Below are 11929 nucleotides of genomic sequence, written 5' to 3' on the forward strand. Positions count from 1 at the left end.
TGAGAGGATCCTGTAGGCCGGGTAAGGCGCTGCCGCCACCCGGCAATACCGCGGGTATCGTGCCTGATATCTCGCCCGGCGGCGCTGCGCTTGCCGGGCGTTCGGAGATGCAACCCCTTGATATAAAGAGGTTAGCGGCGGTTGCCCATAATACGCAGCAGCATCAGGAACAGGTTGATGAAGTCCAGATACAGCGTTAAGGCGCCGAGGATCGAGTATTTACGCAGCGTTGCGCTGTCGCGGGTATCAATCTGCTCGCCGATGTTTTTCAGCTTCTGGGTGTCATACGCCGTCAGACCGACAAACAGCACCACCCCAATATAGGTCACGGCCCACATCAGCGCCTCGCTCTTCAGCCACAGGTTGACCAGCGACGCCAGCACGATGCCAATCAGCCCCATAAACAGCATGCTGCCGAAGCCGCTCAGATCGCGCTTCGTGGTGTAACCATACAGGCTCATCGCCCCAAACATCCCGCCGGTGACCACAAAGGTGCTGGCGATCGATGAATAGGTATAGGCGATAAAAATGCTCGATAGCGTCAGTCCGGTCAGCGCCGAATAGAGCATAAACAGCGTGGTGGCCATCCCGGCGCTCAGCCGCTGCACCATTCCCGACAGCACAAACACCAGCGCCAGCTGGGCAATAATCAGCCCGAAGAAAGTGATTTTGCTCGAAAAGACGAACATCATCACCGCCGGAGTATTCGCTGCAAACCACGCGATAAACGCCGTCAGCAGCAGGCCGACCGTCATCCAGCCGTACACCTGCGCCATGTAAGTCTGCAGGCCGGTACGGCCCTGCACTATTGAATCGGAACGCGGATATCTGTCCATGACTCTCTCCTGATAAACAAAGTTTCACCCTGTAAGCGTATCACACTACCAGCGCTCTGCCGCCTGGCGATCGCTGTCGCGGGCGTCGACCCAGCGTTCGCCATCCGGCGTCGCTTCACGCTTCCAGAACGGCGCGCGGGTTTTCAGGTAATCCATAATAAACTCGCCGGCGGCGAAGGCGCTGCCGCGGTGAGCGCTGGTGACGCCGACAAACACAATCTCTTCCCCCGGCCACATTTCGCCGATGCGATGGATAACCGTCACCCGGCCCAGCGGCCAGCGCTCGCGCGCCAGCTCGACAATTTCCGCCAGCGATTTTTCAGTCATCCCCGGATAGTGCTCGAGGGTCAGCGCCTTCACACTGTCGCCGAGGTTGTGGTTACGCACTTTACCGGTGAAGGTGACCACCGCGCCGTCTTCATCGCGTTCCGCCAGCCAGGGATATTCCTCACTGACGCTAAAGCGCGCCGGGCTGACCACGATACGGGTTTGCGTCATGTCAGCCCCCCGTTACCGGTGGGAAGAACGCCACTTCGTCGCCGCTGGCCACTGGATGTTCGAAAGAGGTTAGCGTCTGGTTAACCGCCGCCAGCAGCTTGCCCTCCTCCAGGGCCAGCGCCCAGCGATCGCCGCGGGCGGCAAGCTGCTGACGAACCGCTTCGACAGTCGCCAGTTCGCTGGCATCAAGGGTCAGCGAATCGGTACCGACCAGCTCGCGCACCTGGGCAAAAAACAGAACCTTAATCATGGCATTCACCCACCTTAAAATCGCCGGACTTGCCGCCGCTTTTCGCCAGCAGGCGCACCGGGCCAATCACCATATCCTTCTGCACCGCTTTGCACATATCGTAAATGGTCAGCGCGGCAACCGAGGCGGCGGTCAATGCTTCCATCTCGACGCCGGTTTTCCCGGTGAGTCGGCAGAGCGATTCAATGCGCACCCGGTTATGTTCCGGCTGCGCCTGCAAATTGACTTCCACTTTGCTGAGCATCAGCGGATGACACAGCGGGATCAGCTCCCAGGTGCGTTTGGCCGCCTGGATCCCGGCGATACGCGCGGTGGCAAACACGTCGCCTTTGTGGTGGCTGCCGTCGATAATCATCGCCAGGGTCGTCGCCTGCATTTCGACATAAGCCTCGGCGCGCGCTTCGCGCACCGTTTCCGCTTTGCCGGAGACATCGACCATATGGGCTTCACCCGCGGCGTTAATATGGGTCAGTTGTGACATAGATTATTTCTTCAGGTGTGGAATGAAGTTACACGGACGGGTGCGGGCATCAAGCTGCGGGGCGATGATGTTGTCCCACGCCGTACGGCAGGCTTTGGTTGAGCCCGGCATGGCGAAAATCAGCGTGCGGTTGGCGACGCCGGCCACGGCCCGGGACTGCAGCGTCGAGGTGCCGATCTCTTCGAACGACAGCATGCGGAACACTTCGCCAAAGCCTTCGACCTCACGATCAAACAGCGGCAGCAGCGCTTCCGGCGCCTGATCGCCGTCGGTAAAACCGGTGCCGCCGGTGATCAGCACCACCTGCACGTTATCGCTGGCTATCCACGCCGATACCTGAGCGCGGATGGCGTAGCGATTCTCTTTGACGATCGCCTTCTCGACGACTTGGTGCCCCGCCTCCTGCGCCGCCTCGCGCAGCCAGTGACCGGAAGTGTCGTCCTCTTCGCCGCGACGGCTGGAAACGGTAAGAATAGCAATACGGGTCGGGATAAACTCAGCGCTAGCCTGGCTCATCTGAATGCTCCTTTCGAAAACGATTAACCGCCAATATAGGACAGGTTCTGCGTAATACCGGTGTTGCCCTGATGCAGGAAATGGGTCTGCTTTTTATGGGTTAAGGCTTCGGCGATCCGCGCCTCCAGCGCGGCCTGCTGCTGGTCTTCGGCCATCAGGTCGCGCAGGTCGACGCCGCCTTCGCCAAACAGGCACAGGTGCAGTTTGCCAACGGACGAGACGCGCAGCCGATTGCAGGTGGCGCAGAAGTCTTTTTCATACGGCATGATGAGGCCGATCTCGCCGGCGTAGTCCGGGTGACAAAAGACCTGCGCCGGGCCATCGCTGCGCTGGCGGATCTGATGGATCCAGCCGCGGCGCAGCAGTTCATCGCGCAGCACCATGCCGGAGAGATGGTGACGGCGGAACAGGTCGCTGCCTTCACCGGTTTCCATCAGCTCAATAAAGCGCAGCTGGATACGGCGGGGTTGGATCCACGCGAGGAAGGTATCGAGCTGGTGATGGTTAACATCACGCATCAGCACGGTATTCACCTTTACCTTGTCAAAGCCGGCGGCGAAGGCGGCGTCAATGCCGTCCATCACCTGGTGGAACTTATCCTGGCCGGTGATGGCATGGAACTGGCGGGCGTCGAGGCTATCAACGCTGACGTTAATCGCCGTCAGGCCGGCATCGCGCCAGCGTTCGACATCGCGCGCCAGGCGGTAACCGTTGGTAGTGACCGCAATCTGACGGATCGCCGGGGTTTCACGCACGGCGGCAATAATCTCGGTGAAGTCGCGGCGCAGGGAGGGTTCCCCACCGGTGAGGCGAACTTTTTCGGTGCCCAGCGCAGAGAAAGCGCGCGTAACCCGGCGTACTTCGTCTACGCTGAGAAAGCCATTGTTATTGACGGCGCCGGGCTTATAACCGTTCGGCAGGCAGTAGGTGCAACGGAAGTTGCACACATCGGTAATCGACAGACGCAGGTAATAAAACTTACGCGCGAATGCATCGGTAAGCTGTGAGGCCATATACACCTTTCCAAATACGGGAGACGCGGTCATTTCTTTCCACGCCCTGGCGACAACCGGCGGCGTCGCGGCCAAATCGCCATATCTTTTGACACAGGCGAAGAGGCTAGAGTGTTAACAGGTTATGTCGATAGTAGCGCGTTACAGGCAGTTTCGCCATTGGCGATTTCGCTATATAATCTTATACATATCGCTATCTTCGTGCATTTTCGCTACAGAATAGCCATAAATCATTTTTTTGCCTTGATGTCGGTCAGTTTGTCGGGCTCCTCCCATCGTCTTTTAGGGGTAGATCGGGTAGTGTGTGGCCGTTTATGTGAAATAAGGAATTTCTATGCGCAATCGTACATTCGCTGACCTCGATCGGGTGGTCGCGCTCGGCGGCGGGCATGGTTTGGGCCGGGTGATGTCCTCCCTCTCCTCGCTCGGCTCACGGCTGACCGGCATTGTCACCACCACCGATAACGGGGGTTCCACCGGGCGGATCCGTCGTTCGGAAGGTGGCATTGCCTGGGGCGATATGCGCAATTGCATCAATCAGTTAATTGCCGAGCCGAGCGTAGCGTCGGCGATGTTTGAGTATCGTTTTGGCGGTAACGGCGAGCTTTCCGGGCATAACCTCGGAAATTTGATGTTAAAGGCGCTGGATCACCTGAGCGTGCGGCCGTTAGAGGCGATCAATTTGATCAGAAACCTGCTGAAAGTGGACGCTTTCCTGATCCCGATGTCAGAACAACCGGTGGATTTGATGGCGCTCGATCATGAAGGCCATGAAGTTTATGGCGAAGTGAATATTGATCAGCTTGATAATGTGCCGCAGGAGCTGATGCTCACCCCGCCGGTACCGGCCACCCGCGAGGCGGTGGAGGCTATCGCCGAAGCCGATTTGATCCTCATTGGGCCGGGCAGTTTTTACACCAGCCTGCTGCCGATCCTGTTGCTCGACGAGATGGCCCAGGCGTTGCGCCGCACCCCGGCGCCGATGGTTTTTATCGATAACCTCGGCAAAGAGCATAGCCCGGCCGCGAGGCTGTCGCTGGCGGAGCGCATCGCGATTATGGAGCGCTATGTAGGCAAGCGGGTGGTGGATGCGGTGATCGCCGGTCCAAAAGCCGATATCAGCGGCATTGACGACCGGTTGGTGATCCAGACGCCGCTGGAGGCCAGCGACGTTCCCTATCGTCATGACCGGGCGCTGCTCCGCGGGGCGCTGGAGAAAGCGATCCAGCTGCCGGGCTGATCCTGCGCGCCGGAGGCGGCCCTCTTCGGCGCACCTTAAAATCTTAAGGTTGTCTTAAAATAGGGCTGGCACTATACCCTCATCTTTTTCTGTGGGTGTGCATTATGTCGTTATTGCCTCTGCGTCGGCCGGTGGTCAGTCGCACGACTTATCTGATTCTCTTTGCTTGCTATATCGGCATCTTTCTCAACCTGGCTTTTTATCGCCAGGTTTTCCCGTTACTGCCGGTAAATAGCCTGCATAACTGGCTGGTATTTCTCAGTATGCCGATCGTGGCCATTAGCGTGATGAATATCCTCACCACTCTCGCCTCGTTCCTGAAGCTGGACCGGCTGGTGATTAGCCTGTTCATTCTGCTCAGCGCCTCGGCGCAATACTTCATCTGGAACTTTGGCGTGGTGATCGACCGCAGCATGATCACCAATATCCTCGACACCACTCCGGCGGAAAGCTTTGCTCTACTCTCCGGCGAAATGATTGCCGTCCTCGGCCTTTCCGGGGTTTTGGCGGTATTCGTCGCCTGGTGGGTGAAAATCCGTAAGCCCGCCACGCGGTGGCGCGGCGCGGCGATGCGCCTGCTCAATATCGCCGTTTCGGCGCTGCTGATTATTCTGGTGGCCGCGCTGTTCTACAAAGATTACGCCTCGGTGTTCCGTAACAACAAAGAGCTGGTGAAATCCCTGAGCCCTTCCAACAGCATTGTGGCCGTGAACTCCTGGTATGCTCATCATCGGATGGACAACCTGCCGCTGGTGAAGATTGGCGAAGATGCCACGCAGAAAGCGGTGATGCATAACGCTCCCCGTAAGAACCTGACGATCGTCGTGCTCGGCGAGACTTCGCGAGCGGATAACTTCTCACTGGGCGGCTATTCGCGCGACACCAACCCGCTGATGCGGCAGGACGGCGTGATCTATTTTCCGCATACCACTTCCTGCGGCACGGCAACCGCAGTTTCCGTGCCGTGCATGTTCTCCAATATGCCGCGCGCACATTATGATGAAGAGCTGGCGCACCATCAGGAAGGCGTCCTGGATATTCTACAGCGCGCAGGGATCCGGGTGCTGTGGAACGATAATGACGGCGGCTGCAAAGGCGCCTGCGACCGGGTACCACACCAGAACGTCACCGACCTGAAGCTCACCGGGCAGTGCATCGATGACGAGTGCTACGATGACGTCCTGTTCCATAATCTCGACAGCTATATCGATAACCTGCAACAGGATGGCATTATTGTGCTGCATACCATCGGCAGCCACGGTCCGACGTACTACAATCGCTATCCAGCGGCGTTTCGCAAATTCACGCCGACCTGCGACACCAATGAGATCCAGGGCTGTACCCGGGAGCAGTTGACCAATACCTATGACAACACCATCCTTTATGTCGACTATGTCGTTGATAAAGCGATAAAACTACTGCAATCTAAACAGGATAAATTTACCACTAGCCTGGTTTATTTGTCCGACCACGGCGAATCGCTGGGAGAAGATGGCGTCTATTTGCATGGTCTACCGTATTCCATCGCGCCGGATACGCAGAAACATGTGCCGATGGCGCTGTGGCTCTCCGCCGACTACCAGCAGCGCTACGGCATTTCCGCGCACTGTCTGCAGCAGCGGGCGCAAAAAGAGAATTACTCGCAGGATAATCTGTTCTCCACCCTGCTCGGCCTGCTCGGCGTCAGCACCCGCGAGTACCAGGCGGCAGATGATATCTTAACGCCATGTAGAGAGGCTGGTTGATGAAAATCTTAGTCATTGAAGACGATGCGCTGCTGTTGCAGGGGTTAATTCTGGCGATGCAAAGTGAAGGATACGTGTGCGACGGCGTCTCCACCGCGCACGAAGCCGCGCTATCGCTGGCCAGCAATCATTACAGCCTGATCGTGCTGGATCTCGGCCTGCCGGATGAAGACGGGCTGCATTTTCTCTCCCGCATGCGGCGGGAGAAAATGACCCAGCCGGTGCTGATCCTCACCGCCCGCGATACGCTTGAGGATCGCATTAGCGGTCTCGATACCGGGGCGGATGACTACCTGGTAAAACCCTTTGCCCTGGAGGAACTCAATGCGCGCATTCGCGCCCTGCTCCGCCGGCATAACAACCAGGGCGATAATGAAATCAGCGTCGGCAATCTGCGCCTTAACGTCACTCGCCGCCTGGTGTGGCTGGGTGAAACGGCGCTGGATCTTACGCCGAAAGAGTATGCCCTGCTGTCGCGGCTGATGATGAAAGCCGGTAGCCCGGTGCATCGCGAGATCCTCTACAACGACATTTACAGCTGGGACAACGAGCCGGCGACCAATACCCTGGAAGTGCATATTCACAACCTACGCGAAAAGATTGGCAAATCGCGGATCCGCACCGTCCGGGGCTTTGGCTATATGCTGGCTAACAACATCGACACGGAATAGACCATGGCTCTGTTTGCAACTGAAACCTGGACCATGCGCCACCGGCTGCTGCTGACCATCGGCGCCATCCTGGTGGTCTGCCAGCTGATAAGCGTCTTCTGGCTATGGCATGAGAGCAAAGAGCAGATCCAGCTGCTGGTGGCCAGCGCCATCGAAGGGCACAACAACCAGAAACATGTGGAGCATGAGGTACGGGAAGCGGTTGCCAGCCTGCTGGTGCCGAGCCTGCTGATCGTTGGCCTGGCGCTGTATATCAGCATGCTGGCGGTGCGCAAGATCACCCGCCCGCTTTCACGACTGCAAAGCGAACTGGAGAACCGCACGCCGGACAACCTCACTCCTATCGTACTCAGCGAATCGGTGCCCGAAGTCACGGCGGTGACCACCGCCCTGAATCAGTTGGTTTCCCGCCTCAATCTGACCCTCGACCGCGAGCGGCTGTTTACCGCCGACGTGGCGCATGAGCTACGCACCCCGCTGGCCGGGCTGCGGCTGCACCTTGAGCTGCTGGCGAAAGTGCATGGCATGGGCGTCGACCCGCTGATCCAGCGTCTCGATCAGATGACCACCAGCATTTCCCAGCTGCTGCAGCTGGCGCGCGTCGGCCAGTCCTTCTCCGCCGGCAGCTACCAGCAGGTGCTGTTGCTGGATGACGTGGTAAAACCGCTGCAGGACGAACTGGAGGCTATGCTGGCGCAGCGTCAGCAGCGGCTGCTGCTGACGGATATCGAAAACGAGGCCGTCGTCTCTGGCGATGCGACGTTAATCGGCGTGATCCTGCGCAATCTGGTGGAGAATGCTCACCGCTACAGCCCTGAAGGGTCGACGATCCGCGTGTCGGTGAAAGCGGGCCTGATGCCGGTGATGGCGGTGGAAGATGAAGGGCCGGGGATCGATGAGGCGAAAAGCGGCGAACTCAGTAAAGCCTTCGTGCGCATGGACAGTCGCTACGGCGGCATTGGCCTCGGACTGAGCATCGTCACGCGCATCGCTCAGCTGCATGACGCCCAGTTTTTTTTGCATAACCGACAGCCAGGGCCAGGGGTCCGCGCGTGGGTGCTATTCCCGCAGCGCGGGGGTCAGAACGTCAGCACCCATTGATGGAAGAAGGCAACAATAATGACCAGGGCGGTGGCGACCGCCAGATATTCACGGAAGTTAATTTTTTGCATGGGCGCTATCCTCATCAGGTTGAAGATAGTGTCGCCTGGCGAGATTAAGCAAACATTAAGAAGGCCCCAACGCGGCCTTTTTTTTTCTCAAATGTTTGTTATCTGGCAAGCAGGACGATAAGAGAAGCGCGCCTTCACTATACCCCGCACGTCCACTCCGCCAGTCTGCGCCCAGAATCAGGAGGCGGCGATAAACAGCTCGCGTAGCTGATGCAGCTGGTCGCGTATTTGCGCCGCCTCCTCAAACTCGAGGTTCTGCGCGTGCTGCATCATCTGCCCTTCCAGCTCGTGGATTTTCTGCTGCAGCGCTTTTGGCGTCATATCCACAGCGCTAAGCCCGGCAGGCTCAACGGCCTTCGCTTTACCGCGCCCTTTGGCTTTGGTTTTCGCCAGGCCCTGGCCCAGCTGCAGGATATCCACCACTTTCTTATTGAGCCCCTGCGGCACGATGCCGTGCTCTTCGTTGTAGCGCTGCTGTTTCTCCCGTCGACGCTCGGTCTCGCCAATGGCTTTGGCCATGGAGGGGGTGATCTTATCGCCGTAGAGGATGGCCTTGCCGTTGACGTTGCGCGCCGCGCGGCCGATGGTCTGGATCAGCGAGCGTTCAGAACGCAGGAAGCCCTCTTTATCCGCATCCAGGATCGCCACCAACGACACCTCAGGCATATCCAGCCCCTCACGCAGCAGGTTGATCCCCACCAGCACGTCAAACTCGCCAAGACGCAGGTCGCGGATGATTTCCATGCGCTCGACGGTGTCGATATCCGAGTGCAGATAGCGCACGCGCTCGCCGTGCTCCTCAAGGTACTCGGTTAAGTCCTCCGCCATCCGCTTGGTGAGAGTGGTGACCAGCACGCGCTCGTTGATGGCCGTGCGCAGGCGGATCTCTGACAGCAGATCGTCGACCTGAGTCGCCACCGGGCGCACTTCGATGATTGGGTCAAGCAGACCGGTCGGCCGCACCACCTGATCCACAACCTCGCCGCCGGATTTATCCAGCTCATAGGCGCCCGGAGTCGCCGACACATAGATGGTTTGCGGCGCCAGCGCTTCGAATTCTTCAAACTTCATCGGCCGGTTATCCAGCGCCGACGGCAGGCGGAAACCGTATTCCACCAGCGTCTCTTTGCGCGCCCGGTCGCCCCGGTACATACCGCCGATCTGCGGCACCGTGACGTGGGATTCGTCAATCACCAGCAGGCCATCCGCCGGCAGATAGTCGAACAGGGTCGGCGGCGGCTCGCCGGGTCCGCGCCCGGAGAGAAAGCGCGAGTAGTTTTCAATGCCCGAGCAGTAACCCAGCTCGTTCATCATTTCGAGGTCAAACTGGGTACGCTGGGTTAAGCGCTGCTCTTCCAGCAGCTTGTTGTTGGCCAGCAGCACCTTGCGCCGCTCCGCCAGCTCAAGCTTGATCTCTTCCATCGCCTGGACGATGCGCTCCCGCGGCGTTACGTAGTGGGTCTTGGGATAAATGGTATAGCGCGGCACCGTCCCTTCGACGTGGCCGGTGAGCGGGTCGAATAGCGACAGACGCTCGACCTCTTCGTCAAACAGCTCAATGCGCAGGGCGATATCGTCGGATTCCGCCGGGAAGACGTCGATCACCTCGCCGCGCACGCGAAAAGTGCCGCGCTGGAAGGCCTGATCGTTGCGGGTATACTGCAGTTCGGCCAGACGACGCAGGATCGCCCGCTGGTCAATCAGCATACCGACCGTCAGATGCAACATCATTTTCAGATACAGGTCCGGGTCGCCGAGGCCGTAGATCGCCGAGACTGACGCCACCACCACTACGTCGCGCCGCTCGAGCAGCGCTTTGGTGGCCGACAGACGCATCTGCTCAATATGTTCGTTTACCGAGGCGTCCTTCTCAATGAAGGTATCTGAGCTGGGAACGTAGGCTTCCGGCTGATAGTAATCGTAGTAGGAGACGAAATACTCGACGGCATTCTCCGGGAAAAACTCTTTCATCTCGCCGTAGAGCTGAGCCGCCAGGGTTTTGTTTGGCGCCAGCACCATCGTCGGCCGCTGTAGGTCGGCAATCACGTTGGCGATGGTAAAGGTTTTACCGGAGCCGGTAACCCCCAGTAGCGTCTGATGCGCAAGCCCATCCTCCAGCCCCTCTTCCAGGCGGCGGATGGCTTCCGGTTGGTCTCCGGAGGGGCGAAAGGCGGAATGCAGTACAAACGATTTACTCATCAATCAGAACCTGAAAAAAGAATTAGCGGCCGGTGTTTAATTCTACCCCCCGGACCGTTTTTTGCCAATAAATTATACTGGATATTTAAACAGTACGTACTTATGATAACGCCACAAAAGGGTCTTATTGGCTAGCAAGCTGGGTGCAAAACGCGCGTCAGACGGAATAATCCTCCGGCCGCCAGGGTTATCCCCAGAAAATTTTACCTTTTAACATTTGTCAAGCGGACGGATTAAACTTTTATGGCAGCAGATGACGCTTTTCTTACACCCATTGATTTTATCTAACAAGCTGATATTTAAGATCTTTAAAGAAAAGACGCCTTTCGCGCCAATTCAGCCGCAAGCCGCGTACGCTCTAGCTTGCCGCAGGTTTTCTAACTCTAATACACAAGGTTATCCACAGGAATAGTGGATAACTGTCCGCAGCCCAAGACCACCGCCGCCCGGCGCCTGTCGCCTTTTGCGGTCAACCGCGTGGCGAAAAATTTTTATCGAACTATTTTTGATAACTATCCGCTTAAAGCCGCTCGATTTTTGCTGCTTTTTGCACCACCCTTTAGCGTCGGGCACCGGAAAAGTGCAGCCCCGGCGCTGACGAGGCCCGATGGTATCGGCGTTTAGCGCTTTTTTCCGAGCGTTCTTTTTCCTGGCAAGAGTTTTGCAGCATCTTTCTGTCGCCCTGACGCCAGGATAAGGAGAAAACGTCCATGTTGAATTTACAGGCAGTAAATCACTTTTACGGCAACCAGCATTCGCTGTGGAATGTCGATCTAGTACTACGCCCGGGAGAGTGCATTGGCGTACTGGGACGCGAGGGCATGGGAAAAACCACCCTGGTTAACTGCATTGCTGGCCACCTGCCGGTGGCTAGCGGCCGGATGACCTGGCATGACATTGGCGCCCCGCCGCAGGATCTCACCCCCCTGTCCGCTCAATCGCGCAGCGCCATTGGTATCGGCTACGTGCCACAAGATAAACGCATTTTTTCCCAACTCAGCGTGGAAGAGAACCTGCACATCGCCCTGGCGGCCGGGAAACCCGGGGCTAACGCCAGCGGCGGCGAGATTTATGAGTATTTTCCCGAGCTCTATGCCCTACGGCAGCGCAAAGGCGCCTCGCTGAGCGACGACGATCAGTACCAGCTGGCGCTGGCCAGGGCGCTGATCGTCCAGCCGCGGCTGCTGATCCTTGATGAACCCTCGCGCGGCAGAGGGCCGCGCTGCCTGCAAAAGCTGGCGGATCTGCTGCTGCGGTTAAATCGCGATATCGGCCTGACGGGGGGCGGCCCCCCCCCCCCCCCCCCCC

Annotated in this window: 12 protein-coding genes, 1 pseudogene and 1 riboswitch; of the genes and pseudogenes, 6 read left to right on the forward strand and 7 right to left on the reverse strand. The window is 58.2% G+C overall.

Annotation, left to right across the window (positions count from 1 at the left end; genetic code table 11):
* Positions 1-131 precede the first annotated feature (131 nt).
* The 6 genes from HMPREF9538_RS02380 to moaA form a co-directional block, all read right to left on the reverse strand.
* The gene (locus HMPREF9538_RS02380) at positions 132-836 is read right to left on the reverse strand and encodes a Bax inhibitor-1 family protein (RefSeq protein WP_004142079.1); all 705 of its coding nucleotides are present in this window, start codon (positions 834-836) and stop codon (positions 132-134) included.
* Between the two features lie 45 nt (positions 837-881).
* Positions 882-1334 carry a molybdopterin synthase catalytic subunit MoaE gene (gene moaE / locus HMPREF9538_RS02375; protein WP_002895674.1) on the reverse strand — a complete coding sequence of 151 codons (453 nt, stop codon included), beginning with the start codon at positions 1332-1334 and terminating at the stop codon, positions 882-884.
* A 1-nt stretch (position 1335) separates the two neighbouring features.
* Positions 1336-1584: a molybdopterin synthase sulfur carrier subunit gene (gene moaD / locus HMPREF9538_RS02370; RefSeq protein ID WP_002895672.1), complete on the reverse strand. Its 249-nt coding sequence runs from the start codon at positions 1582-1584 to the stop codon at positions 1336-1338.
* On the reverse strand, positions 1577-2065 hold the full coding sequence (gene moaC, locus HMPREF9538_RS02365; RefSeq protein WP_002895670.1) for a cyclic pyranopterin monophosphate synthase MoaC: 489 nt from the start codon (positions 2063-2065) through the stop codon (positions 1577-1579). The genes moaD and moaC overlap by 8 nt, the downstream gene beginning before the upstream one ends.
* Positions 2066-2068: 3 nt before the next feature.
* Positions 2069-2581 carry a molybdenum cofactor biosynthesis protein B gene (moaB, locus tag HMPREF9538_RS02360; RefSeq protein ID WP_002895668.1) on the reverse strand — a complete coding sequence of 171 codons (513 nt, stop codon included), beginning with the start codon at positions 2579-2581 and terminating at the stop codon, positions 2069-2071.
* Between the two features lie 23 nt (positions 2582-2604).
* Complete coding sequence (gene moaA, locus HMPREF9538_RS02355) at positions 2605-3594, reverse strand: GTP 3',8-cyclase MoaA (RefSeq protein WP_032457263.1); 990 nt, start codon at positions 3592-3594, stop codon at positions 2605-2607.
* Positions 3582-3720, reverse strand: a riboswitch (molybdenum cofactor riboswitch). It overlaps the preceding gene by 13 nt.
* A 208-nt stretch (positions 3721-3928) precedes the next feature.
* Between moaA and yvcK the strand changes: the two genes are divergently transcribed.
* The 4 genes from yvcK to pmrB all read left to right on the forward strand — a co-directional run bounded on the left by yvcK (position 3929) and on the right by pmrB (position 8351).
* Complete coding sequence (gene yvcK / locus HMPREF9538_RS02350) at positions 3929-4834, forward strand: uridine diphosphate-N-acetylglucosamine-binding protein YvcK (RefSeq protein WP_004142092.1); 906 nt, start codon at positions 3929-3931, stop codon at positions 4832-4834.
* Positions 4835-4938: 104 nt separating this feature from the next.
* Positions 4939-6579, forward strand: a complete 1641-nt coding sequence (gene eptA / locus HMPREF9538_RS02345; RefSeq protein WP_009486305.1) for a phosphoethanolamine transferase EptA — start codon at positions 4939-4941, stop codon at positions 6577-6579.
* A complete protein-coding gene (gene pmrA / locus HMPREF9538_RS02340; protein WP_002895659.1) occupies positions 6579-7250 on the forward strand; it encodes a two-component system response regulator PmrA in 672 nt (223 codons plus the stop codon). Before eptA ends, pmrA begins: the two co-directional genes overlap by 1 nt.
* A gap of 3 nt (positions 7251-7253) precedes the next feature.
* Positions 7254-8351 carry a two-component system sensor histidine kinase PmrB gene (gene pmrB / locus HMPREF9538_RS02335; RefSeq protein ID WP_002895658.1) on the forward strand — a complete coding sequence of 366 codons (1098 nt, stop codon included), beginning with the start codon at positions 7254-7256 and terminating at the stop codon, positions 8349-8351.
* 248 nt (positions 8352-8599) lie between these two features.
* Here pmrB and uvrB read toward each other — a convergent pair whose 3' ends face one another.
* Positions 8600-10621 (reverse strand): excinuclease ABC subunit UvrB, encoded by a 2022-nt coding sequence (gene uvrB, locus HMPREF9538_RS02330; RefSeq protein ID WP_002895655.1) that lies wholly within the window; start codon positions 10619-10621, stop codon positions 8600-8602.
* 411 nt (positions 10622-11032) lie between these two features.
* Between uvrB and HMPREF9538_RS02325 the strand changes: the two genes are divergently transcribed.
* Entirely contained in the window at positions 11033-11245 is a 213-nt protein-coding gene (locus tag HMPREF9538_RS02325) for a hypothetical protein (RefSeq protein ID WP_002895652.1), read from the forward strand.
* Between the two features lie 86 nt (positions 11246-11331).
* Positions 11332-11929, forward strand: a pseudogene (locus HMPREF9538_RS02320) (ABC transporter ATP-binding protein); the annotation flags it as partial.

The sequence above is a fragment of the Klebsiella sp. MS 92-3 genome (assembly GCF_000195655.1).
GTDB classification, from domain to species: domain Bacteria; phylum Pseudomonadota; class Gammaproteobacteria; order Enterobacterales; family Enterobacteriaceae; genus Klebsiella; species Klebsiella pneumoniae.

What these genes read in the sequence shown, in the direction of transcription:
- uvrB (WP_002895655.1), bottom strand. Translation starts at nt 10,621, where the DNA reads ATGAGTAAATCGTTTGTACTGCATTCCGCCTTTCGCCCCTCCGGAGAC.
- pmrB (WP_002895658.1), top strand. Translation starts at nt 7,254, where the DNA reads ATGGCTCTGTTTGCAACTGAAACCTGGACCATGCGCCACCGGCTGCTG.
- eptA (WP_009486305.1), top strand. Translation starts at nt 4,939, where the DNA reads ATGTCGTTATTGCCTCTGCGTCGGCCGGTGGTCAGTCGCACGACTTAT.
- HMPREF9538_RS02380 (WP_004142079.1), bottom strand. Translation starts at nt 836, where the DNA reads ATGGACAGATATCCGCGTTCCGATTCAATAGTGCAGGGCCGTACCGGC.
- moaB (WP_002895668.1), bottom strand. Translation starts at nt 2,581, where the DNA reads ATGAGCCAGGCTAGCGCTGAGTTTATCCCGACCCGTATTGCTATTCTT.
- moaA (WP_032457263.1), bottom strand. Translation starts at nt 3,594, where the DNA reads ATGGCCTCACAGCTTACCGATGCATTCGCGCGTAAGTTTTATTACCTG.
- yvcK (WP_004142092.1), top strand. Translation starts at nt 3,929, where the DNA reads ATGCGCAATCGTACATTCGCTGACCTCGATCGGGTGGTCGCGCTCGGC.
- moaE (WP_002895674.1), bottom strand. Translation starts at nt 1,334, where the DNA reads ATGACGCAAACCCGTATCGTGGTCAGCCCGGCGCGCTTTAGCGTCAGT.
- moaC (WP_002895670.1), bottom strand. Translation starts at nt 2,065, where the DNA reads ATGTCACAACTGACCCATATTAACGCCGCGGGTGAAGCCCATATGGTC.
- moaD (WP_002895672.1), bottom strand. Translation starts at nt 1,584, where the DNA reads ATGATTAAGGTTCTGTTTTTTGCCCAGGTGCGCGAGCTGGTCGGTACC.
- pmrA (WP_002895659.1), top strand. Translation starts at nt 6,579, where the DNA reads ATGAAAATCTTAGTCATTGAAGACGATGCGCTGCTGTTGCAGGGGTTA.